24 protein-coding genes are annotated in these 23,459 nt (G+C 72.9%); 13 read left to right on the top strand and 11 right to left on the bottom strand.

Going from position 1 to position 23,459, the window contains the following annotated elements; translation table 11 throughout:
- The first annotated feature begins 101 nt into the window (after nt 1–101).
- Nucleotides 102–368, top strand: a complete 267-nt coding sequence (locus QWZ14_RS22125; protein WP_290319090.1) for a hypothetical protein — start codon at nt 102–104, stop codon at nt 366–368.
- On the opposite strand, the gene QWZ14_RS22120 is transcribed toward QWZ14_RS22125, so the two are convergent.
- From QWZ14_RS22120 to QWZ14_RS22095, 6 genes are all read right to left on the bottom strand, one after another.
- On the bottom strand, nt 347–1,585 hold the full coding sequence (locus tag QWZ14_RS22120) for an MFS transporter (RefSeq protein ID WP_290319089.1): 1,239 nt from the start codon (nt 1,583–1,585) through the stop codon (nt 347–349). The genes QWZ14_RS22125 and QWZ14_RS22120 overlap by 22 nt on opposite strands.
- A 23-nt stretch (nt 1,586–1,608) precedes the next feature.
- Entirely contained in the window at nt 1,609–2,490 is an 882-nt protein-coding gene (locus QWZ14_RS22115; RefSeq protein ID WP_290319088.1) for an NAD kinase, read from the bottom strand.
- Entirely contained in the window at nt 2,474–3,370 is an 897-nt protein-coding gene (locus QWZ14_RS22110; RefSeq protein ID WP_290319087.1) for a carbon-nitrogen hydrolase family protein, read from the bottom strand. The genes QWZ14_RS22115 and QWZ14_RS22110 overlap by 17 nt, the downstream gene beginning before the upstream one ends.
- Nucleotides 3,371–3,434: 64 nt before the next feature.
- Complete coding sequence (locus QWZ14_RS22105; RefSeq protein ID WP_290319086.1) at nt 3,435–3,803, bottom strand: hypothetical protein; 369 nt, start codon at nt 3,801–3,803, stop codon at nt 3,435–3,437.
- 8 nt (nt 3,804–3,811) lie between these two features.
- Nucleotides 3,812–4,804 carry a GTP 3',8-cyclase MoaA gene (gene moaA, locus QWZ14_RS22100; protein WP_290319085.1) on the bottom strand — a complete coding sequence of 331 codons (993 nt, stop codon included), beginning with the start codon at nt 4,802–4,804 and terminating at the stop codon, nt 3,812–3,814.
- 83 nt (nt 4,805–4,887) lie between these two features.
- A complete protein-coding gene (locus QWZ14_RS22095) occupies nt 4,888–5,067 on the bottom strand; it encodes a DUF3553 domain-containing protein (RefSeq protein WP_290319084.1) in 180 nt (59 codons plus the stop codon).
- An 82-nt stretch (nt 5,068–5,149) separates the two neighbouring features.
- Here QWZ14_RS22095 and QWZ14_RS22090 point away from each other — a divergent pair, with 82 nt between their 5' ends.
- The 6 genes from QWZ14_RS22090 (at nt 5,150) to QWZ14_RS22065 (ending at nt 11,420) form a co-directional block, all read left to right on the top strand.
- A complete protein-coding gene (locus QWZ14_RS22090; RefSeq protein ID WP_290319082.1) occupies nt 5,150–5,788 on the top strand; it encodes a histidine phosphotransferase family protein in 639 nt (212 codons plus the stop codon).
- 75 nt (nt 5,789–5,863) lie between these two features.
- Nucleotides 5,864–8,470: a hybrid sensor histidine kinase/response regulator gene (locus QWZ14_RS22085; RefSeq protein ID WP_290319081.1), complete on the top strand. Its 2,607-nt coding sequence runs from the start codon at nt 5,864–5,866 to the stop codon at nt 8,468–8,470.
- A 12-nt stretch (nt 8,471–8,482) separates the two neighbouring features.
- Nucleotides 8,483–8,986, top strand: coding sequence for a chemotaxis protein CheW (locus QWZ14_RS22080; RefSeq protein ID WP_290319080.1), 504 nt, complete (start codon nt 8,483–8,485; stop codon nt 8,984–8,986).
- 36 nt (nt 8,987–9,022) lie between these two features.
- Complete coding sequence (locus QWZ14_RS22075) at nt 9,023–9,418, top strand: response regulator (RefSeq protein ID WP_290319079.1); 396 nt, start codon at nt 9,023–9,025, stop codon at nt 9,416–9,418.
- On the top strand, nt 9,415–10,602 hold the full coding sequence (cheB, locus tag QWZ14_RS22070; protein ID WP_353959329.1) for a chemotaxis-specific protein-glutamate methyltransferase CheB: 1,188 nt from the start codon (nt 9,415–9,417) through the stop codon (nt 10,600–10,602). Before QWZ14_RS22075 ends, cheB begins: the two co-directional genes overlap by 4 nt.
- On the top strand, nt 10,599–11,420 hold the full coding sequence (locus tag QWZ14_RS22065; RefSeq protein ID WP_290319078.1) for a CheR family methyltransferase: 822 nt from the start codon (nt 10,599–10,601) through the stop codon (nt 11,418–11,420). Before cheB ends, QWZ14_RS22065 begins: the two co-directional genes overlap by 4 nt.
- 126 nt (nt 11,421–11,546) lie before the next feature.
- Here QWZ14_RS22065 and ctrA read toward each other — a convergent pair whose 3' ends face one another.
- Nucleotides 11,547–12,302 (bottom strand): response regulator transcription factor CtrA, encoded by a 756-nt coding sequence (ctrA, locus tag QWZ14_RS22060; protein ID WP_290319077.1) that lies wholly within the window; start codon nt 12,300–12,302, stop codon nt 11,547–11,549.
- Nucleotides 12,303–12,448: 146 nt separating this feature from the next.
- Between ctrA and QWZ14_RS22055 the strand changes: the two genes are divergently transcribed.
- Nucleotides 12,449–13,795, top strand: a complete 1,347-nt coding sequence (locus QWZ14_RS22055) for a FliI/YscN family ATPase (RefSeq protein WP_290319076.1) — start codon at nt 12,449–12,451, stop codon at nt 13,793–13,795.
- Nucleotides 13,785–14,189: a hypothetical protein gene (locus QWZ14_RS22050; RefSeq protein WP_290319075.1), complete on the top strand. Its 405-nt coding sequence runs from the start codon at nt 13,785–13,787 to the stop codon at nt 14,187–14,189. The genes QWZ14_RS22055 and QWZ14_RS22050 overlap by 11 nt, the downstream gene beginning before the upstream one ends.
- Here the strand turns inward: QWZ14_RS22050 and hppD are convergent.
- Both hppD and phhA read right to left on the bottom strand, forming a co-directional pair.
- On the bottom strand, nt 14,161–15,264 hold the full coding sequence (hppD, locus tag QWZ14_RS22045) for a 4-hydroxyphenylpyruvate dioxygenase (RefSeq protein WP_290319074.1): 1,104 nt from the start codon (nt 15,262–15,264) through the stop codon (nt 14,161–14,163). The genes QWZ14_RS22050 and hppD overlap by 29 nt on opposite strands.
- 11 nt (nt 15,265–15,275) lie before the next feature.
- Nucleotides 15,276–16,109: a phenylalanine 4-monooxygenase gene (phhA, locus tag QWZ14_RS22040; protein WP_290319073.1), complete on the bottom strand. Its 834-nt coding sequence runs from the start codon at nt 16,107–16,109 to the stop codon at nt 15,276–15,278.
- Nucleotides 16,110–16,221: 112 nt separating this feature from the next.
- Between phhA and QWZ14_RS22035 the strand changes: the two genes are divergently transcribed.
- The gene (locus QWZ14_RS22035) at nt 16,222–16,695 is read left to right on the top strand and encodes an Lrp/AsnC family transcriptional regulator (RefSeq protein WP_290319072.1); all 474 of its coding nucleotides are present in this window, start codon (nt 16,222–16,224) and stop codon (nt 16,693–16,695) included.
- Here the strand turns inward: QWZ14_RS22035 and QWZ14_RS22030 are convergent.
- Nucleotides 16,667–17,920 carry a flavin-dependent oxidoreductase gene (locus tag QWZ14_RS22030; protein WP_290319071.1) on the bottom strand — a complete coding sequence of 418 codons (1,254 nt, stop codon included), beginning with the start codon at nt 17,918–17,920 and terminating at the stop codon, nt 16,667–16,669. The two genes, QWZ14_RS22035 and QWZ14_RS22030, sit on opposite strands and share 29 nt — an antisense overlap.
- Nucleotides 17,921–18,069: 149 nt before the next feature.
- Here QWZ14_RS22030 and QWZ14_RS22025 point away from each other — a divergent pair, with 149 nt between their 5' ends.
- The 3 genes from QWZ14_RS22025 to QWZ14_RS22015 all read left to right on the top strand — a co-directional run bounded on the left by QWZ14_RS22025 (nt 18,070) and on the right by QWZ14_RS22015 (nt 22,568).
- Nucleotides 18,070–19,641, top strand: a complete 1,572-nt coding sequence (locus QWZ14_RS22025) for an alkaline phosphatase D family protein (RefSeq protein ID WP_290319070.1) — start codon at nt 18,070–18,072, stop codon at nt 19,639–19,641.
- A gap of 106 nt (nt 19,642–19,747) precedes the next feature.
- Nucleotides 19,748–20,620 carry a 3-hydroxyisobutyrate dehydrogenase gene (gene mmsB, locus QWZ14_RS22020; RefSeq protein WP_290319069.1) on the top strand — a complete coding sequence of 291 codons (873 nt, stop codon included), beginning with the start codon at nt 19,748–19,750 and terminating at the stop codon, nt 20,618–20,620.
- 157 nt (nt 20,621–20,777) lie between these two features.
- Nucleotides 20,778–22,568, top strand: coding sequence for a sensor histidine kinase (locus tag QWZ14_RS22015; RefSeq protein ID WP_290319068.1), 1,791 nt, complete (start codon nt 20,778–20,780; stop codon nt 22,566–22,568).
- Nucleotides 22,569–22,574: 6 nt separating this feature from the next.
- Here QWZ14_RS22015 and QWZ14_RS22010 read toward each other — a convergent pair whose 3' ends face one another.
- A complete protein-coding gene (locus QWZ14_RS22010) occupies nt 22,575–23,459 on the bottom strand; it encodes a lipid A biosynthesis lauroyl acyltransferase (protein WP_290319067.1) in 885 nt (294 codons plus the stop codon).

Genomic DNA, 23,459 nt, shown 5'->3' with positions numbered 1-23,459 from the left:
GCCGTCGGGCCGGGGCGGCGCCGGTTATTTCGCTAGCAAGCCGACCGAAAGCCTGTGCAGGCTGCCTCGCCCGGCACATGCACCGGTCAGGGAGCCAATCCATGCCGATGCGAGCCTATCGGGCGTCCAGCGCCTTTGCCGGTCGCCATATCCAGGACAACATGTGGCTCTGGATCGGCCTTGCCGCGGTCGCCACCGCGGCCCTGGCCGTCGGGGTCTGGCAGCAGCCGAGGTCGAACATCTGGGGGCATCTGGTCGCGCTGACCGGGATGTTCGCCGGGACCCTGGTCATGATGAAGAGCCAGGAAGGCTTCGTGGCACCCGTGGCCGAGGACGACGACGACGGCTACGTCCCCACGCCCGGCTGAGACGCGGGCGGCGGCTGCGCCGCGGCCAGGGCGAAGGCCGCGGCCCCCAGGGCGCCCAGCCCGGCCAGCAGCCAGGGGACCGGGCCGTAGCCGCCGGCCCCCTGCCAGATCAGGGCGATGGCGACCGGCGCCAGGGTCCGCGGCAGCACCGTGGCGACGCTGAGCGCGCCGGTGATGGCGCCGTAGCCGTCGCGTCCCAGGATCTCCACCACCCCAGCGGCGCGGACGATGGTCATCAGCCCATCCGCCATGGCCCAGGCCAGGATGAACAGCACCAGCCAGGCGAAGTCCGCCGGCGCCAGGGCAAGCGCCAGCATGGCCAGCGGCACCAGCGATGCGCCGAGGCGGCCGACGCTGCGCATCGTCACCCGCTGCCCGAGCCCGTAGAGCGCCGCCCGGGCCGCCACCTGGAAGGGGCCGTGCAGCGAGACCAGCAGCAGCACGGACGCTTCCGGCAGGCCCTTCTCCCGCAGCAGCGGAATCACATGCGCCCCCAGCCCCACCCCGATGAAGGCATGCGCCGCCAGGCTGCCGGCGATGCCCAGGAAGGCGCGGGAACGCACCGCCCGGGCGAGGCTGAAGGCGCCCTGCCCGGTGGCCCGGCCACGCGGTGCGGCGGGCGGCAGCAGCCGGAGCGCCAGCATCCCGGGGATGAGCTGCAGGGCCGCAAGGCAGAGCAGGGCACCGCGCCAGCCGAGTTGCGCGATCAGCAGGGCGGTCAGCGGGACGAAGATCGTATTGGTGAAGCCGGTGACGAAGGTGATGCCGGCGATCGACCTCACCGGGTCCCGCGCCGTGGTGACGACCACCGCCATGGCCGGCCCCCAGAGGGCGCAGGCCTGCACCAGCCCCATGCCGGCCCAGATCAGCCAGAAGACCGGCAGGGAGGAGGTGGCGGCGAGCGCCGCCAGCAGCGCCGCGCCCGCCCAGCCGCCGAGTGCCAGCAGCCAGCGGCCGCCCCGGCGGTCCACCCAGCGGCCGACCGGCACCGCCACCAGCCCGGAGATCAGCAGGGCCAGGGTCAGGCCGGTGTTGAACTCGGTCCGGGTCCAGCCGAACTCCGCCTCGAGCGGCGCCCCGAACAGCGGGAAGGATGCGAAGAGCGTGCCCCAGCCGATGGTCTGGCCGATCGCCATGCAGAGGATGAGCCGGCGGTCGGAGGCAGGGGCCGGCGCGGGGGCGGCCGGCTTGGGCGTCGTGGGCAGGCTGCCTTCCATGCCGCCAGCCTAACGGAGGCCGGCTAGACCGTGAACTGTTCCGCGATGATCCGCTCGCTCAATCCATGGTCCGGGTCGAAGAGCAGGGTGAGGGACAGGCTGCGGTCCTCCCGCACCTCCACCCGGCGGACGTCCCGCACCTCGGTATAGTCGGCCACCGCGGCGACCGGACGCTTCTCGGCCTCCAGGATCTCGAAGACCACGGCGGCATCGCCCGGCAGCAGGGCGCCGCGCCAGCGGCGGGGGCGGAAGGCCGAGATCGGCGTCAGCGGCAGCAGGTTGGCGCCGAGCGGCACAATGGGGCCATGCGCCGAGAGGTTGTAGGCGGTGCTGCCGGCCGGCGTGGCCACCAGCACGCCGTCGCAGATCAACTCGCGCAGCCGTTCCTTGCCGTCCACCACGATGCGGATCTTGGCGGCCTGGCGGGTCTCCCGCAGCAGCGAGACCTCGTTGATCGCCAGCGCCTCATGCGCCGTGCCATCGGCCGCCACCGCCCGCATCCGCAGCGGATACAGCATGGCCGCCTGGGCCACGGCCAGGCGCTCGACCAGCGCATCCTCGCGGAAGTCGTTCATCAGGAAGCCGACGCTGCCGCAGTTCATCCCGTAGACCGGGATGTTGCGGCCGAGCAGGCGGTGCTGGGTCTCCAGCATGCAGCCGTCGCCGCCGAGGGCGACGATGGCCAGGGCGGTCTCGGCCGGGGCATCGCCATAGAGCGCCACCAGCCGGTCGCGGGCCGCGGCGGCGGTCTCGGTCGCGGCGGCGAGGAAGGCGATGCGGCCGGCCAGGTCCTCGGGCAGCAGGGCGAGGGGCTGCGGGAAGGGCAGGATCTCGTTCACGCCGGGGCCACAGCGCAGGCGCCCGGCTGGCGGCATCGGCGGCAAGGCGTCATCGGCTCCCCGCATCCGGGGGGCCTCCGGAGGCGTCGAAGCGCAGGTGCCGCGCGGCGCGATGGGCCAGCACCGGCATGTCCCGCCGCACCCGGGCCGTGACCGCCGGGTCGAGCCGGGCCGTCGCCCAGCCGGTGCCGTCCGAGGCCTTGGCCACCACATGACCCCAGGGGTCGGCCACCAGCGAATGGCCGTAGACCGAACGCGGCTGGCCGCGTTCCAGGTACTGCCCGGTGGAGGCGGCGGCGATGATCCAGCACTGCGTCTCGATCGCCCGGGCGCGCAGCAGCACCTCCCAGTGGTCCTTGCCGGTCTGCAGGGTGAAATTGGACGGCACGAGGATGGCCTCCGCCCCCATCTGGCGCAGGGCGACGTAGTGCTCGGCGAAGCGCATGTCGTAGCAGATGGTGCAGCCGAAGGTGATGCCGCCGGCCACGAAGGTCACCAGCCGCTCGCCAGCGCCGTAGAGCGCGCTCTCGCGGTAGCCGGTGCCGTCGGGGGCCACGATGTCGAACATGTGGATCTTGCGGTAGCGGGCGATCTCCGCCCCGCCGGGGTCGAAGACCACGGTGGTGTTGAACAGCTTCTCCGGGTCGTCGCCAGGCCCGGGGGCCTCGATCATCGAGCCGCCATGGACATGGATCGCATGGCTGCGGGCAAGGCCGCGCAGCAGCTCATAGGCCGGGCCGCCGGCCGCGCCGGAGCCGGGCGCCGGCAGCACCTCCGCCGCCGCCTGGCGGCTTTCGCGGCCGCCGCCGAGGTTGGTCCAGGTCTCCGGCAGGGTGACCAGGCCGGGCCGGTCCGCCACAACGGCCGCCTCGACCAGCTGCCGCGCCTGGTCGAGGTTCGCCTGCTTCTCGCTGCCTTGGTTCATCTGGATGACGCTGACGCGCATCGCCACTCTCCGCCGGGTCGATGCATCAAGCCCCGGCATGGCCGCCAGGGCAAGCGGGCGCGGCTCAGTCCAGACGGGGTTCGGCCCGGCCGCGCCGGCCGCTGTCGGGCCAGGCGGCCGGCGGCGGGACCGGCGGCGTGGCGCGGAGGACCGGCTCCTCCGGCATCGCCCGGGCGCGGTTCGGCATCTCCACCCAGTCGTCGGCCACGGCGCCGCGCCGGGGCGCATCGGCCAGCCGCATGGCCAGCAGGCGGAGCTCGCCCTGCAGCTCGTCGAGCTGCGCCTCGATCGAATCGAGCCGTCCCTTCACGCCGAAGACGCTGAAGGGCATCAGCAGGTAGGCGAGGCCCACCAGCAGCAGCACCAGCAGCGCCAGGGGGCCGGTCCAGGCCGGCAAGCCGGGGATGGCAAGCCGGGCCGACAACTCCTGCAACAGGCCCATCAGCCCCCCGTGACGCTCATGTGGCGGGCCAGGGCCGGCTTGGCCTCCCGGCGGTCGATGATGAAGTCGTGCCCCTTCGGCTTGCGCAGCATGGCCTGCTCGATCGCCGCCCGCAGGCCGTCATCGCCGACCGCCGGGTCCCGCAGCGGCGCCCTGAGGTCGGCGGCATCCTCCTGGCCCAGGCACATGTACAGCGTGCCGGTGCAGGTCAGCCGCACCCGGTTGCAGGTCTCGCAGAAATTATGGGTCATCGGCGTGATGAAGCCGAGCCGCCGGCCGGTTTCCTTCACCGTGAAGTAGCGGGCGGGGCCGCCGGTCCGGTAGTCGGTTTCCTCGAGCGTCCAGTGCTCGCGCAGCCGCGACCGGACGATGGAGAGCGGCAGGTACTGGTCGGTGCGGTCGCCGCTGATCTCGCCCAGCGGCATGGTCTCGATCAGCGTGAGGTCCAGCCCGTGCTCGCCGCACCAGGCGATCATGCGGTCGTACTCGCCCTCGTTCACGCCCTTCAGCGCCACGGCGTTGATCTTCACCGCGAGGCCGGCGGCCTTGGCGGCGAAGATGCCCTCCATGGTCTTGTCCAGCTCGCCCCAGCGGGTCACGGACTTGAACACGGCCGGGTCGAGGGTATCCATCGAGACGTTGATGCGGCGGACGCCGGCGCCGTAGAGGTCATCGGCCAGCTTGGTCAGCTGGGTGCCGTTGGTGGTGATGGTGAGCTCCTTCAGCCCACCGGCCCCGATCCGCGCGCCGAGGCTGCGGACCAGGCCGATCACGTTGCGCCGCACCAGGGGCTCGCCGCCGGTCAGGCGGATTTTTTCCACGCCCAGGCCGATGAACGTGCCGCATAGCCGGTCCAGCTCCTCGAGCGTCAGGACCTCCCGCTTGGGCAGGAAGGTCATGTCCTCCGCCATGCAGTAGACGCAGCGGAGGTCGCAGCGGTCCGTGACGGAGACGCGGAGGTAGCTGATCCGTCGGCCGAACGGATCGATCATGCGGCGGAACCCTTCAACACTGCGAACAGGAGCGTTCTCATTTGGACCGCACCCCCCCTGTTCCGCAACCCCCCTGCGCCCGTTCAGGCTTCGGCGTCATCGATCGGCTCCAGGTCGATGATCGCGGCATTGATCAGCACCTTGCCGGCATGCTCGAAATTCACCGTCACCCGGTCGCCGACCACGGACTGAATCTGGCCGACGCCCCAGTCGGGCAGGCTCGGGTGGCGCACCCGCATCCCAGGTTCCAGAAGGCTCGGCATGGGCTCCCTTGCAGATGCGGCCGGACAACGCTTCGCTAACGCCGGCAGGGTAGCCTGCGGGGCTGTCGACAGGAACCCAGCGATGAGCTTCAGCCCGGACACCCGCCTTGCCCGCATCCTCTGCGCCAGGCTTTGCCATGACCTCGGGGGGGCGGTCGGGGGGCTTACGGGCACGCTGGACCTGGTCCGGTCGGCCGACGACGAGATGATGGTCATGGCGCGGGAGACCGGCGTGGCGCTCCGCCAGCGGCTGCGGCTCTGCGCCGCCGCCTGGGGCGGGCCCACCGCCGAGCACGACGCCGCCGAGCTGGCCGACATGCTGCTGGGCTCGCCGGCTTCCCCCCGGGTGCGCTTCGACCTGGACGGGCTGGCTCCGGGCACCCTGCTCCCCGCCGCCATCGTGCCGGTGGCGTTGAACGCGGCCTTGCTGGGGGCCGAGGCGTTGCCGCGGGGCGGCACCGTCGTCCTGTCCGGCACCGCCGAGGCCGGGCTGGTGGTGCTGCCGCAGCCGCATCGCGCCCCGGCGCCGGGGGCCGGCACGGTGTCCTGGCCGCCGCTGCTGCTGCGGCTGCTGGCGGGTGCCGCGGCGGAGGAAGGGCTGGCGGCGGGGCCGCGGCAGGTGGTGGCGCCGCTGCTGCTGGCGATGCTGGCCGAGCTGGGATGGCGGGCCTCCCTCGGCCCCGGTCCCGGGCCGCAGCCCTTGCTGCTGGGCGCCGCCTGAGGCGGCTGGCCGGGGTTTACCGAATCTTCGGGCCTGCGGGGGCATGCTCCGCCGGATACCGCCCCGAGGACCGCAATGGACGATCTGCTCGCCGATTTCTTGACCGAAACCCAAGAAGGCCTCGGCGCGCTGGACGCCGCGCTGGTCCGGCTGGAGCGATCGCCCGACGACGTGGCAACCCTCTCCGAGGTGTTCCGCATCGTCCATACCATCAAGGGCACCTTCGGCTTCCTGGGGCTGACCCGCATGGAAGCGGTGGCGCATGCCGGCGAGAGCGTGCTGGGCCGCTACCGCGACGGCACGCTGCGGGTCACCCAGGGGGGGATCTCGCTGATCCTGGCGGCACTGGACTGCATCCGCGGGATCGTCGCCGGGCTGGAGGCGACCGGTGCCGAGCCGGCCGGCAGCGACGCCGCCCTGATCGCCTCGCTGGATGCCGTCGCCTCCGGTGAGGACGCCCCGCCGGCCGCGCCCCCGGCTGCGGCCGAAGCGGCCGCGGCGGCACCACCCAGCCCGCCGGCGGCCGAGGCGGCAGAGGTCGTCGTGGCCGCCGCGCCGCCGGTCGCGCCGCCGCCCGCCTCGGCACCGCCGAAGGCGGTCCCGGCCGCCGACGCCGAAGCCTCCGGCGGCGGCAATGCCCCGCCGCAGACCATCCGCGTCACCGTCGAGGTGCTCGAGGGGCTGATGATGCTGGTTTCGGAACTGGTGCTGACCCGCAACCAACTCCTCCAGCTTTCCCGCAACGGTGCCGACAGCGCCTTCGCGGTGCCGCTGCAGCGGCTGTCGCACATCACCTCCGATCTCCAGGAGGGGGTGATGAAGACCCGCATGCAGCCGATCGGCAACGCCTGGGCCAAGCTGCCACGGCTGGTGCGCGACCTCGGTGTCGAACTCGGCAAGAAGATCGAGCTGCAGATGCGCGGCGCCGAGACCGAGCTGGATCGGCAGGTGCTCGAGCTGATCAAGGATCCGCTGACGCACATGGTCCGCAACTCGGCCGATCACGGGCTGGAGACGCCGGAGCAGCGGGCGGCCGCCGGCAAGCCGGAGACCGGGCGCATCCTGCTGAATGCCTCGCACGAGGGCGGGCACATCATCATCGAGATCGGCGACGACGGGCGCGGGCTGAACGTGGACCGGATCCGCCAGAAGGTGCTGGCGCAAGGCCTCGCCACCGAGGCCGAGCTGGCCGCCATGCCGGAGCGCGAGGTGCAGCGCTTCATCTTCCGCGCCGGCTTCTCCACCGCCGCCGCCGTCACCGCGGTTTCCGGCCGGGGCGTCGGCATGGACGTGGTCAAGACCAACATGGAGCGCATCGGCGGCACCATCGAGGTCCGCTCGAAGGAGGGGCGCGGCACGACCTTCGTGGTGAAGATTCCGCTCACCCTGGCGATCGTCTCGGCGCTGATCGTCGAGGCCGGCGGCGAGCGCTTCGCCATCCCGCAGATCGGCGTGGTCGAGCTGGTCCGGGTCGGCGGGGAAGGGGCCCCGCAGCTCGAGCGGATCAAGGACAGCGCGGTGCTGCGGCTGCGCGACCGCCTGCTGCCGCTGGTCAACCTGGCCGGCCTGCTGCAGCTCGACTCCCGAGCCAACGAGGACAGCGCCTTCGTCGTCGTCACCCAGGTCGGCGCGCATGTCTTCGGCATCATCGTCGATCGGGTCTTCGACACCGAGGAGATCGTGGTGAAGCCGGTCGCGCCGATCCTGCGCCATGTCACCATGTTCAGCGGCAACACCATCCTCGGCGACGGCAGCGTCATCATGATCCTAGACCCCAACGGCATCGCCCGCGCCACCGGCGTCGGCGCCGAGAGCGGGGAGGGGGAGAATGAGCGCGACGGCGGCCGCATGGTGGTGACGCATCGCTCGGACCAGCAGACGGCGATGCTCCTGTTCCGCGCCGGCGACACCACCCCGAAGGCGGTGCCGCTCGGCCTCATCGCCCGGCTCGAGGACGTGGAGCGCGACCGGATCGAGAATGCCGGCGGCCGGCCGCTAGTGCAGTATCGCGGCAAGCTGATGCCGCTGGTGCCCATCGCCGGCCACTGGGACCAGTCCATGGCGCCGGAGCGCCAGCCGGTGCTGGTCTTTTCCGACGGCGACCGCGCCATGGGGCTGATGGTTGACGAGATCCTGGACGTGATCGAGGAGAAGATGGTCATCGACGGCGCCGGCGAGCGCCCCGGCTTCCTCGGTACGACCGTGATCGCCGGCAAGGTCACCGAGATGCTCGACACCGCCTGGTGGCTGCGCCAGGCCGGCGAGGACTGGTTCGGCGCTGGCGCCGAGGGCAGCAAGGGCCCGGCCCGCCGCATCCTGGTCGTGGAGGACAGCGCCTTCTTCCGCAACCTCGTCGTGCCCGCCATCGGCGCGGCCGGCTTCGTCGTGACCGCGGTGGCGGATGCCGAGGAAGCGCTGCGGCTGCGCGATGCGGGGGCCGGCTTCGATGCCGTGGTCTCCGACATCGTGATGCCGGGGATGGATGGCTTCGCCTTCGCCCGCACCCTGCGGGAGGGTGGCCCCTGGCGCGACCTGCCGCTGATCGCCCTCAGCGGCCGGGCCGAGCCGGCCGACGTCGAGCTCGGCCGTGCCGCCGGCTTCACCGATTACGTCGCCAAATTCGATCGCGCCGCCTTGCTGGACAGCCTCCGGCAATGCCTGGACGCGGCGGTCGCCGGCTGAGGAGCGCCAGACATGCAGACCCAGAGCACCCTGAGCGACGGCTCGCCTGCTGGCCACCTGGCCCGGGGCAACGCGGCGCCCGCCGATGCGGCCGAGGAGATCTACCTGACCCTGACGGTCGCCGACCAGCTTTGCGGCGTGCCGGTGCTGGCGATCCGCGACGTGCTGGGCGTGCAGGCCATCACCCGCATTCCGCTGGCGCCGGCGGAGGTGGCCGGCAGCCTGAACCTGCGCGGCCGCATCGTCACCGCCATCGACCTGCGGTGCCGGCTCGGCCTGCCGCCGCGCGCCGAGGGCCAGCGCGGCGCCATGAGCATCGTCGTCGAGCGGGAGGGCGAGCTCTACAGCCTGCTGGCCGACCAGGTCGGCGAGGTGCTGCCGCTGCCGCTGGCGGATCGCGCGGCCAATCCGGTCACGCTCGACGCCATGTGGCGGGAGGTCTCGCGCGGCGTCCATCGCGTCGGTGAGCGGCTGCTGATCGTCATCGATGTCGAACGGATCCTGGCCATTGGCTGACCGGTGCCGGACCCAAGCTGAGAGGGAGAGCGTGGAATGACCGGCGAAAGCCCTGCAACCTGCCTGGTGGTGGACGACAGCCGTACCGTCCGCAAGGCGGCACGGCGGATCCTGGAGAAGCTGGGCTTCACGGTCGCCGAGGCGGGCGACGGCGCGGAAGCCCTGACCGCCTGCCGGTCCAGCATGCCGCAGGTCGTGCTGCTGGACTGGAACATGCCGGTCATGGACGGGCTGGAATTCCTGCGCGCGGCGCGTGCGGAATTCGGCCCGGACCATCCCATCGTGGTGCTCTGCACCACCGAGGCCGCGATGGAGAAGATCGTCGAGGCGCTGGGTGCCGGTGCTCAGGAATACGTCATGAAGCCCTTCGACGAGGGCATCCTGCGGGACAAATTCGTCCAGGTCGGGCTGCTGCGGGACGAGGCCGCGTGAGCTCCACGCGACCGGCGCATCCGCCACCGGCCCCCGTGCCGGAGCCGGTGCGGGTGATGCTCTGCGACGACAGCCCGACGGTGCGGTCCGCCCTGGCCCGGGCGCTGGAGGCGGACCCCGGCATCAGGGTGGTCTCCCGCGTCGGGGATGGGCAGCAGGCGGTGGCCGCCTTCGCCTCGATGCCCATGGCCGGTCGGCCGCAGGTGGTGCTGCTGGACCTGGAGATGCCGGTGATGGATGGCATGACCGCGCTGCCGCTCCTGCTCAGGCAAGAGCCGCGGCCCGCGGTCATCGTCGCCAGCGCCCTGACCCAGAAGGGCGCCAGCGCCACCATGGCGGCCTTGCGCGCGGGGGCGGCGGATTACCTGCCGAAGCCCGGCGCGGCCGGCGGCGGCCTGGCGGATCCGGCCTTCCGGGCCGAGCTGCTGGCCAAGGTGAAGGGCTGGGCCCGGGTCGGCCGCAAGGCGGCTTTGGGTCAGGCCGGCGTCACGGCGGTGCCGGCGGCGGCCCTGGGCGTGGCCCGGGCGGCGCCGCGGTCCGCTGCCGGCGCGCCGCTCCGCGGCCTCCGCGCCATCGGCATCGGCTGTTCGACCGGCGGGCCGCAGGCTCTGACCACCCTGCTGCGGGGGCTGACCCGGCCGCTGCAGGTGCCGCTGGTGGTGGTGCAGCACATGCCGGCCGGCTTCACCGCCATGCTGGCGGACCACCTCAACCGCCTCGGCGGGCCAGGCTGCGCCGAGGCGCAGGACGGCGAGACGCTGCGGCCCGGCGCGCTCTACCTCGCCCCGGGTGACCGGCACCTGCTGGTGGATACCGGCCCGGGCGGTGCCCTGACGGCACGCCTGAACGGGGGGCCGCCCGAGAATTTCTGCCGCCCGGCCGTAGACCCCATGCTGCGCAGCCTCTCGGCGGCCTGCGGCGGGGCGCTGCTGGCGGTGATCATGACCGGCATGGGCCAGGACGGGCTGCTCGGCTGCCAGGCGGTCGCCGCAGCGGGTGGCACCGTGCTCGCGCAGGATGAGGCGAGCTCCGTCGTCTGGGGCATGCCCGGCGCAGTGGCCCGGGCGGGCCTGGCCAGGGCGCTGCTGCCGCCGGAAGGCCTGGCCGAGCAGTTGCTGACAGCCGCCGGTGCCCGCCCCGGCGCCGCCGGCCCTTACATGACGAGCCAGGGAGTGATGGCATGACGCCGGAAAGCTTCGCCTTCATCGCCGGTGTGGTGAAATCCCGATCCGGCTTGGTACTGACCTCCGACAAGGGCTACATGCTGGAGACCCGGCTCGGACCGCTGCTGAAGCGGGATGGCCTGGCAAGCCTGGATGCGCTGGCGCTGAAGCTGCGCGACCCGCGCTCCAGCGCCCTGGCGGATGCGGTGACCGAGGCGCTGACCACCAACGAAAGCAGCTTCTTCCGCGACGGCAAGCCGTTCGACCACCTGCGCCAGGCGCTGCCCGTGCTGGCGCGGGCCCGGGCGCCCGGATCGCTGCTGCGGATCTGGTCGGCGGCCTGCTCGACCGGGCAGGAGGCCTATTCGATCGCCATGCTCGTGCAGGAGCTGAACCTGGAGGGCAGGCGGGTCGAGATCATCGGCACGGATATCGCCGACAGCGTCGTCGCCCGGGCGCGCGAGGGGTATTTCACCCAGTTCGAGGTCCAGCGGGGGATGCCGGCGCGGCTCCTGGTCAAGCATTTCCGGCAGGAGAGCGGGCGCTGGCGGGTCTCGCCCGAGCTGCGGGCGATGGCCCGTTTCGAGCGGGGCACCCTGCTGGGCGACCTGCGGGGCTTCGGCCGCTTCGACGTGATCTTCTGCCGCAACGTGCTGATCTACTTCGATGCCCCGACCAAGACGCGGGTGCTCAACGCGCTGGCGGCGCAGCTGCTGCCGGATGGGGTGCTCTACCTCGGTGGGGCGGAGACGGTATTGGGCCTGACCGACCGGCTGGCGCCGCTCGCCGGCGAACGCGGCGCCTATGGCCGGCCGCGCGAGGCGGCCCTGGCGGGCTAGGCGGCACCGGCGGGGCGCCGGAAGCAACGGAGGCCCGGCGGAGCAGCTCCGCCGGGCCTCCGTTGAGTCCGAAGGGTGACGCGGCCAGGCAACCGGGGCCCGGCCGGGCCCCGGCGGCACCTGCGGTCAGGCGACCTCGCGGGCCAGCGGCAGGGCGGGGGCCGGCGCCGCCACGGGGCGGGGCGGGGCGAAGCCGGCGGTCAGCCGGGTATCTGGGTCGCGCAGGACATAGCCGCGGCCCCAGACGGTGCCGATCAGGCTGTCCGCGCCGGCCTGGGCCAGCTTCTTGCGCAGCTTGCAGATGAAGACGTCGATGATCTTCACCTCAGGCTCATCCATCCCGCCGTAGAGGTGGTTGAGGAAGGCCTCCTTGGTGAGGACCATGCCCTTGCGGAGGGTGAGCAGCTCGAGGATCGCATACTCCTTGCCGGTCAGATGGATCGGATGGCCATCCACCGTCACCTCGCGGGAGCCGAGGTTCAGGGTCAGCGGGCCGACCGAGAGGCTGGGCTGGGAGAAGCCCTTGGCGCGGCGGACCACGGCATGGATGCGGGCCAGCAGTTCCTGGCTGTCGAAGGGCTTGGTGAGGAAGTCATCGGCGCCGACGCCGAAGCCCTTCACCTTGGCCTGCGGCCGGACCAGCCCCGAGAGGATCAGCACCGGCGTCTCGACCCGGCCGGCGCGCAGCCGGCGCACGACTTCGTAGCCCTCCATGTCCGGCAGGACGAGGTCGAGAACGACGATGTCGTAGTCGTAGAGGCGGACCATCTCCAGCGCCTCCTCCCCGGTGTCGACGGCATCCACCACCATGGCGGAGGCCTTCAGCATGGCAACGATGCCACGGGCGGCGGTCAGGTCATCTTCAACCAGCAGAACGCGCATGTTGCGGTCTCCTACACCTTTAACGTGTATAGAGATACCACTTCTGCGCGCACAGTGAAGAGCATATTCACCATTGAGACGTATCAATTTACGAGACAATCCGTAAATTCGAGGCTAACCGGAGCAGGGCAGGACCAATAAACCCGATGAATCATGCGCTTAGCACACTTGTGACGGCAACGGCCGCCCTCCGCCGCCTGCCCGCCATCAGTCTCCAGGGGCGGGTGGCTGCCGCCACGGGACTGGGGCTGTCGCTGGAGGCGCTCGCGCCATGGTTGCAGGTCGGTGCCAGGCTGCGGCTGGAGGCATCGGGCCGGCCGTCCTTGCCGGTCGAAGTGGTCGGCTTCCAGGCCGGCCAAGCCACGGCGCTGGCCTTCGGCCCGCTGGACGGCATCGCCCCCGGCATGCCCGCGGTCCTCGCCCCGCCGCCCTGTCTTGCGGTGGACGACAGCTGGCTGGGCCGGGTGGTGGACCCGATGGGGCAGCCGATGGACGGGCAGGGGCCCCTGCGCCCCGGGCCGAGGCCCCGGGCGCTCCGGGCGCCGCCGCCGGATGCCGGGCGGCGCGCCCGGCTGGGGCCGCGGCTCGACCTCGGCGTCAGGGCGCTGGATGCCTTCGCCACCTGCCGCCGCGGCCAGCGCCTCGGGCTCTTCGCCGCCTCCGGCATCGGCAAGTCGACCCTTCTGGCCATGCTGGCGGCCGGGGCCGACTGCGACGTGGTGGTGCTCGCCCTGGTCGGCGAAAGGGGGCGGGAGCTGCGGGAATTCATCGAGGACGACCTGGGCCCGGACGGCCTCGCCCGCAGCGTGGTGGTCTGCGCCACCTCCGACAGCCCTCCCCTGCTGCGGCGGGAGGCGGCCCATGCCGCCATGGCCATCGCCGAGCACTTCGCGGATGCTGGCAAGCAGGTGCTGCTGCTGATGGACAGCGTCACCCGCTATGCCATGGCGCTGCGGGAGATCGGTCTGGCGGCCGGCGAGCCGCCGACCACGCGTGGCTATACCCCCGGCGTCTTCGCCGAGCTGCCGCGGCTGCTGGAACGGGCCGGCCCCCGGACCGAGGGATGCGCGGGGGCCATCACCGGCCTCTTCACCGTGCTGGTCGAGGGCGACGACCATGACGAGCCGGTCGCGGATGCGGTGCGCGGCATCCTCGATGGGCATGTGGTGCTGGACCGCGCCATCGGCGAGCGTGGCCGCTACCCCGCGATGGACGTGCTGCGCAGCCTCTCCCGCACCGTGCCGGGCTGCCTGGCGCCGGCCGAGGCCGGGCTGATGCGCCGCGCCCGCGCCATCCTTGCGCTGCATGCCGACATGGCGGATTTGGTCCGGCTCGGCGCCTACCGCGCCGGCGCCGATCCGGCGGTGGATGAGGCGATCCGCCTCGCACCGCGGATCGAGGCCATGCTGACCCAGGCCAAGGGCGAACGGGACACCGTGGCCGGCGCCTTCGCCGCCCTGGCCGACGCCATGGAGGACCCCGGTGGCGCGTGATCCGCTCGGGGCCCTGGCGCGGCTGCGCCGGCTCGAGACCACCGAGGCCAAGCGGCGGCTCGGCGAGGCCTTCCACCGGCTTGGCGCGGCCGAGGCGCGGGTGGCGGAGGCCAGCGCCCGGCTGCAGGCCGAGACAGTCGCGGCCGCGCCGGCGGATTACGCCGCCTGGCTGCGCCGCGGCCTGGCCGAGCGCGACCGGGCCGGCATCGCCCATGGCCTGGCCCGCGCCGGGGCCGCCACCGCCCAGGCCGTGCTGGCGGAGGCACGGGCGGCCGAGCGCGGGCTGGACGCCCTGCGTGAGGCGCGCCAGGCCGCCGCCGCGCAAGGGGCGGAGCGGCGGGCCCAGGCACTGCTGGACGAAGCCGCTACCCGGCGGCGAGGACCCCGCGCCTGATCTGATCGAGCTCGATGCTCTCGAACAGGGCGCGGAAATTGCCCTCGCCGAAGCCCTGGTCGCCCTTGCGCTGGATCAGCTCGAAGAAGATCGGGCCGATGACCGTGCCGGTGAAGATCTGCAGCAGACGGCCGCCCTCGGGCGTCGGCGCGCCATCGGTCAGGATGCGGTTGCGCCGCAGCCGGTCGATCTCCGCGGCGTCGAGGTCGGGCATCCGCGTCGGCAGCAGCTCGTAGTAGGTCTCCGGCGTATCCATGAAGGCGACGCCGGCCCCCCGCATGCCCTCGACGCTGGCGAAGATGTCGGTGGTGCCGAGGGCGATGTGCTGGATGCCCTCGCCGTTGTAGGCCCGCAGGTATTCCTCGATCTGCGAGCGGTCGTCGCTGCTCTCGTTGATCGGGATGCGGATCTGGCCGCAGGGCGAGGTCAGCGCCCGGGACTTCAGCCCGGTCAGCTTGCCTTCGATGTCGAAGTAGCGGATCTCGCGGAAATTGAAGAGCTTCTCGTAGAAGGCCCACCACACGTCCATCCGGCCGCGCAGGACGTTGTGCGTGAGGTGATCGATGACCGTCAGGCCATTCCCGGCCGGATGCGGGTCAGCCCCCTCCAGCCAGCGGAAGTCGACGTCGTAGATGCTGCCGCGCGCCCCGTAGCGGTCGACGAAATACAGCAGCGAGCCGCCGATTCCCTCGATTGCCGGGATGTTCAGCTCCATCGGCCCGACCTTGCCGGTGACCGGCCTGGCGCCCAGCGCGATGGCGCGCTCATAGGCCTTGGCGGCGTCGGCGACGCGGAAGGCCATGGCGCAGGCGGAAGGCCCGTGCACTTTCTGGAAGGCCTGGGCGAAGCTCTCGGGCTCCGCGTTCAGGATGAAATTCACGTCGCCCTGGCGCCACAGCGCCACCTGCTTGCTGCGGTGCCGCGCCACGGCGCGGAAGCCGAGGCGGGTGAAGAGATCCTCCAGCCCCGGCAGGTCGGGCCCGGTGAATTCGACGAACTCGAAGCCGTCGGTTCCCATCGGATTGGCCTCCGAGATGACGCCGGCGAGCGGGGTGCGGTCGGGAGGGATGTCCATGCGATGTCTCCTCAGAGCGGTTGGTCGCCCGGCGCCGCGGCGCCGGGCGGAATGGGCGCGGCGTCGCGCGCCTCGGCCAGGAGCGCGGGCAGCGCCGGCATGGTGGCAAAGAGCTCGGCATAGCCGCCGATGCCGAAGTAGGTCGGCTGCACCGAATCGATGCGGTAGTCGCTGCGCAGCACCCGCCGCGGGTCGAAGCGCAGCCGGCGCGGCGCATCGCCCTCGGTCGCATGCCGCGTCTCGGCGACGGAGGAGAGGATGCCGGCGCCATAGGCGCGGATCGCGCCCCCCTCCCGGATCAGGCCGAACTCGACCATGTGCCAATAAAGCCGGGCGAGGGGCTTCAGGGCCCCGATCCGCGCCGCGGTCTCGCCCATGGCGCCATAGGCCTGCAGGAAATCGGCGAAATCCGGCTGCGTCAGCAGCGGCACGTGGCCGAAGGCGTCGTGGAAGACATCGGGCTCGACGATGTAGTCGAGTTCCTCCCGCCGGCGGATCCAGCGGGTGACGGGAAAGCGCCGGGCGGCGAGGTGGCCGAAGAAGGCGGCATCGGGGATCAGCCCTGGAACTGCGACCAGCACCCAGCCGGTGGCGGCCCGCAGCAGGGCGGAACAGCGGGCGAAGTCCGGGATGCCGGCGGCGAAGGGGAGGCGGTCCAGGCCCTCGCGGAAGGCGGCGGCGGCGTGGCAGGGCAGCAGCGCCGCCTGCCGGGCATAGAGGCTGCGCCAGGTCGCGTGGTCGGCCGGGGCGTAGCCCGCCATATCCTGCGCCAGGGTGAGGTCGGCACCCAATCCGGCATAGTCGCCACGCAGGCCCGACGGCAACCCTTCGATCAGCCCCGCCATGCGAGCCTCCCCGGTTGCCCCCAGCATAGCGCCGGGCGGCGAGGGGTTTCCGGCGAATCTCCCGGCGGATCGGCTAGGATAGAGCTGAATCGGCTACTGGAAGGCGTTTTCCATGGCGAAATCCACCATAAGCCTCGATGCCATCGACCGCCGTATCCTGCGCGCCCTGCAGCGCGACGGCCGCCTGCCGGTGGTGGCGCTGGCCGAGCAGGTCGGGCTGTCGGCCACGCCCTGCCAGCGCCGGGTGAAGCGGCTGGAGGAAGCCGGCGTCATCACCCGCTACGGCGCGGTGCTGGACCCGGCCCGGCTCGGCCTGCCCCTGCAGGCCTTCGTCATGGTGGCGCTCGACAGCCATGCGGAGGAGGTGGTGGAGCGCTTCCACAAGGCGCTCGCCGAACGGCCCGAGGTGCTGGCCGCCTATACGATGAGCGGCGAGATGGACTACCTGCTGCACGTCCTGGCCGCTGATTTCGAGGCCTATGCGGATTTCGCCCTGAAAGCCCTGCTGCGCATGCCCGGGGTGAAGGAGACCCGCAGCAGCTTCGTCCTCTCGGCGCTCAAGCCGCCGGGCGAGGTCCCGGTGTGACGCTCCAGCTCTCCCGTGCGTTGAGCAGCGAAGGGTCGAAGCCGGCGAGCGTCTTGTAGGCGCTGGCGGTGCCTTCCAGCTCGGCCTGGCTGATGACGTCGTGCAACGCGGTGAATCCTTCCGGCGCCCGCTGGTGCACCAGCTCCAGCACCAGGTCGGGGCCGAGGCCGCGGTTCGCCGCGACCAGCGCCGCCGTCGCCGGCCGCCGCTCCGCCTCGTAGGCCGCCAGCGCCGCATCCCAGGGCTTGCCGGCCAGGTGCCAGGCCAGCCGCCGCGCATCAAGGATCGCCTGGGAGGCGCCGTTGCTGCCGATCGGGTACATCGGATGAGCGGCGTCGCCGAGCAGGGTCACCCGCCCCTCCGTCCAGCGCTCCAGCGGGTCCCGGTCGACCATGGGGAATTCATAGACCGCCTCGGCCCGGCGCATCAGCCCGGGCACGTCGAGCCAGCCGAAGTCCCAACGCTCGAAGGCCGGCAGCACGTCGGCCAGCCGGCCCGGCCGGTTCCAGTCCTCCCGCGCCCAGGGCCGGTCGGCCGGGAAGCGCAGCTCGGCGATCCAATTGGTCAGCCTCCGCCCGTCCGGCAGTTCGGCGATGGGATAGACGACGAATTTCTGGTCGTGACTGCCGGCCTGCACCATGGAGGCTCCGGTCAGGTAGGCCGGCGCCTCGCTGGTGGCGCGCCAGAGGATGGCGCCGTTCCACTTCGGCGGACCCTCCTCCGGGGCGAAATGCCGGCGCACCACGGAATGGATGCCGTCGGCGGCGATCAGCAGGTCGCCGCGGGCCAGGCTGCCATCGGCGAAATGCGCGGTGACGCCGCCGGCATCCTGGGTGAATCCCGCCAGCCGGTGGCCGCTGCGGACCCGCGCCGCGCCCAGCCTCGCCTCTGCCGCCTGCCACAGCAGCAGCTGCAGCCGGCCCCGGTGGATGGAATACTGCGGCCAGTGGTAGCCGGCGGCGCGGCCGCGATCCTCCCGCCAGATCACCTGGCCGAAGCGGCTGGCATAGACCAGCTCCCGCGTCGCCACGCCGATCGCGGCCAGCGCCGCGCCCAGGCCGAGCTCGGTCAGCTCGCGCACCGCATGCGGCTGCAGGTTGATGCCGACGCCGAGCGGCCGCACCTCGCCGGCGCCCTCATGCACCTCGACCTCGAGGCCCGCGGCCTGCAGCGCCAGCGCCGTGGTCAGGCCGCCGATGCCCCCGCCGATCACCAGCACGCGCATCCGTTGCCTCCCTGCCGCTGACTGCCTGGACCCGCAGGATACCGCCGCAGACCCGGGCGAGCCAGCGCGCGGATCCCGCAGGGTTGCGGATCGCTGCACCGGTGGCGGCGGCCGTTGGATCGGCGCGGCGGCTGGCGCATCCTGGCGGCATGCCGCTGCGTCGAACCCTGCTGGCCCTGCCGGCGCTGGTCACCGCCCCCGCCGCCTGGGCTCGCGCTTCCGGGGCCCATCCCGATGCCTACCCCGGGGGACCCTTCACCCTCGGCGTCGCCAGCGGAGACCCCTGGCCGGACGGGGTGGTGCTCTGGACCCGGCTGGCGCCGGAGCCGCTGGCGCCGCTGGGCGGGATGCCGCCGGAGGCCGCGGTCGAGGTGGGCTGGGAGGTGGCGGAGGATCCCGGCTTCACCCGCATCGCCGCGCGGGGGCGGGAGGTGGCGCATGCCGGGGAAGGCTTCTCCCTCCATGCCGAGGTCACCGGGCTGCAGCCCGGCCGCCCCTACTGGTACCGCTTCCTGGCCGACGGCGTGCCGAGCCCGGTCGGCCGCACCCGCACCGCGCCGGCGCCGGATGCGGCGGCGCCGGTCCGCTTCATCCATGCCGGCTGCCAGCACCTGGAGCACGGCTGGTTCACCGCCTGGCGGCATGTCGCGGAGGAGGCGGAGATCGACTTCGTCTTCCACTACGGCGACTACATCTACGAAACCGCCGGCCGCTCCCCCGGCCAGCCCGGCGGCTTCGGCCCCGCCGTCCGCCGCCATGCCGGCGGCACCTGCCGCACCCTGGCGGAGTACCGCCAGCGCTACGCCCAGTACCAGTCCGACCCGGACCTGGCCGCCGCCCATGCCGCGCATCCCTTCGTCGCCAGCTTCGACGACCATGAGGTCGAGAACAACTGGGCCGGGCTGCAGAGCGAGGCCGATGGCGGCGGCAGCCGGCCTCCCGTCGCCGTGCCGGAAGCCGCCGTCCTGGCCCGGCGCGCCGCCGCCTTCCAGGCCTGGTGGGAGGCCATGCCGCTGCGCCGCGCCCAACGGCCCCGCGGCGCCGCTATCCTCGCCCATCGCCGGCTGCGCTTCGGCCGGCTGCTCGACCTGCATGTGCTGGACACGCGGCAGTACCGCGACGACCAGCCCTGCGGCGACGTCAATGGCCCCGCCTGCGAGGCGGTGGCACGGCCCGCGGCGCAGGTGCTCGGGCCGGCGCAGGAGGCCTGGCTGCTGGGCAACCTCGGCCCGGCCGGGGCGACGTGGCAGGTGCTGGCGCAGCAGGTGATGCTGATGCCGCGGCGGCTGGCCCGGGGCGGCATCTCGATGGACAAGTGGGACGGCTACCCGGCCGCCCGGGCCCGGCTGCTGGCCGGATTAGCGGCGCGGCGGGTGGCCAATCCGGTGATCCTCAGCGGCGACGTGCATACTGCCTGGGCCGGCGACATCCGGGCCGGCGAGGACGGGCCGCCGGTGGCCAGCGAATTCACCGCCACCAGCACCACCAGCAGCGGCGACGGCAGCGAGGCGCTGCCCGGCACCGCCGCGACCCTCGCCCGCAACCCGCATGTCCGCTTCTTCAACGACCGCCGCGGCTACTGCCTGCACGCGGCCGGGCCAGGGCGCCTGGAGACCACCTTCCGCGCCGTCGCCGCGGTCACCCGGCCCGGGGCGGCGCGCGAGGACCGCGGCCGCTTCCTCCTCGAGGCGGGGCGGCCCGGCCTGCAGCCACTCGGCTGAGGCGGGCCGGCGCAGCGGCGGCTGGCTGGCCGGATCGGCCGGGGCACGGCAGATTGCACCCTGGGCCCGCCAACGGCACGGTGGCGGCATCAAGGGGAGAAAATGAATGGCACGCATCGGCTTCGTCGGGCTGGGCAACATGGGCGGGCCGATGGCGCGCAACCTGCTGAAGGCCGGCCACCAGGTGACCGCCTTCGACCTGATGCCGGCAGCCCTGGCGGCCGTGTCCGCAGCCGGCGCCGCCACCGCCAGCACGGCGGCGGCCGCCGCAAGCCGGGCCGAGTTCGTCATCACCATGCTGCCGGCGGGCAAGCATGTGCGCGAGGCCTGGCTCGGCAGCCATGCCATGGCCGCGGCGACGGAGCCCGGCGCCATCCTCATCGACTGCTCCACCATCGATGTCGCCACCGCACGGGAGGTGGCCGCGGGGGTGGGCCGGCCGATGCTCGACGCGCCGGTCTCCGGCGGCACCATGGGGGCCGAGGCCGGCACCCTGACCTTCATGGTCGGCGGCCCGGCCGAGGCCTATGCCAAGGCCCAGCCCATCCTGGCCGCCATGGGCCGCACCCTGGTGCATTGCGGCGAGGCCGGGGCCGGCCAGGCCGCCAAGGTCTGCAACAACATGATGCTGGCCGCCACCATGATCGTCACCGCCGAGGCCTTCGTGCTGGCCGAGAAGCTGGGCCTGTCGCATCAGGCGCTGTTCGACGTGGCCAGCAAGTCCTCCGCCCAGTCTTGGGCGCTGACCTCCTATTGCCCGGTGCCGGGCCCGGTGCCCACCAGCCCCGCCAACCGGGACTACAAGCCCGGCTTCGCCACGGCGCTGATGGCCAAGGACCTCGGGCTCAGCCAGGAGGCCGCCGCCAGCGTCGGGCTGACGACGCCGATGGGAGCCAAGGCCCAGGCCCTCTACCAAGCGTTCCAGGATGCCGGCAGCGGCGATGTCGATTTTTCGGGCATCATTCGCGCGCTGAGATAACGGTCGCAGCAATACAACACAACAATGTGAGCCAAGAGTCGCAACTTTATCGGCGAATATCGCGCAATATGTTGCGCTTCAGGATTGTTTTCGCCCGTCATCGCTGCCTGCGCCCCGGCCGGCTGTCCCGGGCGGCGCTTGCCGCTCTGCGGGTGTCATGACGGCATCGGGGGAGGCCTTGGCCGGCGTGCTGGAAGCCTCGCCGGTGGCAACGGTGCTGCTGGATCCGGCCGACCGGCGGCTGGTGGCAGGCAATGCCGAGGCCGCGATCCTGCTGGGCTGCGGCTTGGCGGCGCTGCCGGCGGCTTGGGACGCGGCCCTGGCGGAGTGCGGCACGCTGCAGCACCGGCTGGCCGGTATTCGCGCCACCACCACGGCCGAGGTCTTCGACATCGTACTGGGCCCGCATGGGCGCGCGCCGCTCAGCCTGCTGATCCGGGCGCGGCAGGTCGCGGTGCTGGGGCGGATGCTGCTCTCGGTGGGGCTGATCAACGTCGCCCGGCGGCGGCAGGCGGAAGCGGCGCTCGCCACGGCCAACCGCCGCCTCGAGGTGGCCCTGGCCGGCGCCGATCTCGGGGCCTGGCACTGGGATGCCGCCACCGGCCTGCTGACGGTCTCGGCGCGCTGGGCCGGCATGCTGGGCCGCCCGGCCCCGGCCGGCGGCATCCCCCTGGCCGAGTGGGAAGCGCTGCTGCATCCGCAGGACGTGGCGCCGACCCGGGCCCGGCTCGCACCGCTGGTGAAAGGGGCCACCGACCGCTACGAAACCGAATTCCGCATGCGTCACGCGAGCGGCTGCTGGGTCTGGATCCGGGCGCGTGGCGAGGCGCTGGACCGCGACGCCGCGGGCCGGGCGCTGGTCATCGCCGGCACCCACCTCGACCTGACCGACCAGCGCCGCGCCGCCGCCGCCCAGGCGGCCAGCGAGCGCGAGGCCCGCCGCCGCCTGGCCGACCTCGAGCTGCTCTACCGCACGGCGCCGCTCGGGCTGGCGCAGATGGACCGGGACCTCCGCTTCGTCCGGGTCAACCAGGCGCTGGCCGATATCAACGGCTTCCCGATCGAGCGCCATCTGGGCCGCAATGTCTGGGATCTGGTGCCAGACCTCCGCAGTGCGGCGGAGCCGGTCCTCCGCCGGGTGATCGAGCAGGGGGAGCCGATCACCGGCGTGGAGTTCACCGGCGAGACCGCCCGGGCCCCGGGCGAGCGGCGCGACTGGGTGGAGCATTTCTACCCGGTCCGGGACCCGGAAACCGAGGAGGTGATGGGCATCGGCCTGATCTGCGAGGAGGTGACCGGACGCAAGCGGGCCGAGCGGGCGCGCGAGCTGCTGCTGCGCGAGCTGGACCATCGGGTGAAGAACCTCTTCGCCATCATCGGCGGCTTGGTCAGCTTCACCGCCCGGGCGGCGCCCGATGCCCAGGCGATGCGTAACATCCTGCTCGGCCGCATCCAGGCCCTGGCCCAGGCGCATGACCTGGTGCGCCCTGCCCTGGGCGGCGCCCAGGAGCTGCGGCCGGTGCCGCCGGAGGATGCCGGCACCACCCTCGGCACCCTGGCGGCGGCGCTGCTGCATCCCTTCCACGCCGCGCCGGGGGGTGCCGACCGGCTGGTGCTGGACGGGCCGCCGGTGCGGCTGGGGCCGATCGCCGCGCCGCCGGTCGCCCTGGCCCTGCACGAGCTGGCGACCAATGCCGCCAAGTATGGCGCCCTGGCCACCGCCTCCGGCGTGGTCGGGATCCGCTGGGCCGAGGAAGGGTCGGCCATGCTGCGGCTGGTCTGGCAGGAGGCGGGCGGGCCGCCGGTGGCGCCGCCGGTGCGGGCCGGCTTCGGCCACCGGCTGGTGACGCAGAGCACCGCCCAGCTGGGCGGGACCACCCGCTTCGACTGGATCCCCGCGGGCCTGCAGGTGGAGCTGCTGCTGCCGCTGGACCGGCTGCGGCACTGACGCCGGCTATCGCCAGCGGCGGTGCATCCAGAGCCACTGGCCCGGGTACTCGCGGACCCAGCCCTCGACGATGCGGTTGAGCTCGGCTGTCGCGGCCTCGACGTCGATGCCGCCCTGGGGGTTGCGCGGCAGGTGGATCGCCTCGGTCAATTCCAGCCGGAAGCGGCCGCCCGCCAGCCGGATGGCCCGGGCTCCGTGCACCGGGCAGTCGAAGCGCCGGGCCATGCGGGCCAGCAGCGGGTTGGAGGGGGTCAGCCGGCCCAGGAAGGGGACCTGCGGGCCGCGGCTGAAGCGCTGGTCGATCAGCATGCCGACATGCAGGCCCTGGTCGAGCGCCTCCATCATGCGCACCGGGGCGGCGACATTGGCCGGGATGAGCCGGCCCATCAGGCGTTCGCGCAGGCCGATGATGTCGCGCGCCACCGCGGCGTTGTTCGGCGTGCGGTACAGCACGGCGGAGGGGAGGCCGTGCCGGGCGGCGGCGATGGCCGGCAATTCCCAATTGGCCAGATGCGCGGCGAAGAAGAGCGCGGGCTTGCCGTCCTGGCGCAGCGCCTCGAAGCGGGCGGTGACCTCCGGCGCGATCTCGATGCGGCCGACCGTGGCGCTCTCCGGGTCGAAATCCCAGAGGCGGTCGAGGTGGACGTATTCGGCCGCGGTGCGGCCGAGGTTGTCCCAGGCCGCCGCCGCGATGCGCCCGTGCTCGGCGGCCGGCAGGTCCGGGAAGGCCTGGCGGATGTTCTCCAGCGCGATCCGGTGCGCCTTCACCAGCGGCCCGAAGCGGCGTGCCAGGGCGGCGCCGAGCGCTCCGGCCCGATCCGGCCCCAGCAGCCGGACCAGCCGGAACAGCACGCGGACCAGCGCGGCGACGGCGCGGTCCGTCGTCGACAT

It is taken from the genome of Paeniroseomonas aquatica (genome assembly GCF_030409335.1).
In the GTDB taxonomy this organism is placed as follows: Bacteria; Pseudomonadota; Alphaproteobacteria; order Acetobacterales; family Acetobacteraceae; genus Belnapia; species Belnapia aquatica.
Note: the sequence above shows the minus strand (reverse complement) of the source record. Positions and strands in the feature narration are given on the sequence as shown.

Bases quoted from the DNA above. Each gene is read 5' to 3' on its own strand.
- QWZ14_RS22110 (WP_290319087.1), bottom strand. From the start codon at position 3,370: ATGCGCGTCAGCGTCATCCAGATGAACCAAGGCAGCGAGAAGCAGGCG.
- QWZ14_RS22055 (WP_290319076.1), top strand. From the start codon at position 12,449: ATGAATCATGCGCTTAGCACACTTGTGACGGCAACGGCCGCCCTCCGC.
- QWZ14_RS22120 (WP_290319089.1), bottom strand. From the start codon at position 1,585: ATGGAAGGCAGCCTGCCCACGACGCCCAAGCCGGCCGCCCCCGCGCCG.
- QWZ14_RS22125 (WP_290319090.1), top strand. From the start codon at position 102: ATGCCGATGCGAGCCTATCGGGCGTCCAGCGCCTTTGCCGGTCGCCAT.
- QWZ14_RS22030 (WP_290319071.1), bottom strand. From the start codon at position 17,920: ATGCGCGTGCTGGTGATCGGCGGGGGCATCGGCGGCCTGACCACGGCG.
- moaA (WP_290319085.1), bottom strand. From the start codon at position 4,804: ATGATCGATCCGTTCGGCCGACGGATCAGCTACCTCCGCGTCTCCGTC.
- QWZ14_RS22035 (WP_290319072.1), top strand. From the start codon at position 16,222: ATGGCGAAATCCACCATAAGCCTCGATGCCATCGACCGCCGTATCCTG.
- QWZ14_RS22075 (WP_290319079.1), top strand. From the start codon at position 9,023: ATGACCGGCGAAAGCCCTGCAACCTGCCTGGTGGTGGACGACAGCCGT.
- QWZ14_RS22090 (WP_290319082.1), top strand. From the start codon at position 5,150: ATGAGCTTCAGCCCGGACACCCGCCTTGCCCGCATCCTCTGCGCCAGG.
- mmsB (WP_290319069.1), top strand. From the start codon at position 19,748: ATGGCACGCATCGGCTTCGTCGGGCTGGGCAACATGGGCGGGCCGATG.
- QWZ14_RS22080 (WP_290319080.1), top strand. From the start codon at position 8,483: ATGCAGACCCAGAGCACCCTGAGCGACGGCTCGCCTGCTGGCCACCTG.
- phhA (WP_290319073.1), bottom strand. From the start codon at position 16,109: ATGGCGGGGCTGATCGAAGGGTTGCCGTCGGGCCTGCGTGGCGACTAT.
- QWZ14_RS22095 (WP_290319084.1), bottom strand. From the start codon at position 5,067: ATGCCGAGCCTTCTGGAACCTGGGATGCGGGTGCGCCACCCGAGCCTG.
- QWZ14_RS22115 (WP_290319088.1), bottom strand. From the start codon at position 2,490: ATGCGGGGAGCCGATGACGCCTTGCCGCCGATGCCGCCAGCCGGGCGC.
- QWZ14_RS22015 (WP_290319068.1), top strand. From the start codon at position 20,778: ATGACGGCATCGGGGGAGGCCTTGGCCGGCGTGCTGGAAGCCTCGCCG.
- QWZ14_RS22085 (WP_290319081.1), top strand. From the start codon at position 5,864: ATGGACGATCTGCTCGCCGATTTCTTGACCGAAACCCAAGAAGGCCTC.
- QWZ14_RS22065 (WP_290319078.1), top strand. From the start codon at position 10,599: ATGACGCCGGAAAGCTTCGCCTTCATCGCCGGTGTGGTGAAATCCCGA.
- ctrA (WP_290319077.1), bottom strand. From the start codon at position 12,302: ATGCGCGTTCTGCTGGTTGAAGATGACCTGACCGCCGCCCGTGGCATC.
- QWZ14_RS22025 (WP_290319070.1), top strand. From the start codon at position 18,070: ATGCCGCTGCGTCGAACCCTGCTGGCCCTGCCGGCGCTGGTCACCGCC.
- hppD (WP_290319074.1), bottom strand. From the start codon at position 15,264: ATGGACATCCCTCCCGACCGCACCCCGCTCGCCGGCGTCATCTCGGAG.
- QWZ14_RS22010 (WP_290319067.1), bottom strand. From the start codon at position 23,459: ATGTCGACGACGGACCGCGCCGTCGCCGCGCTGGTCCGCGTGCTGTTC.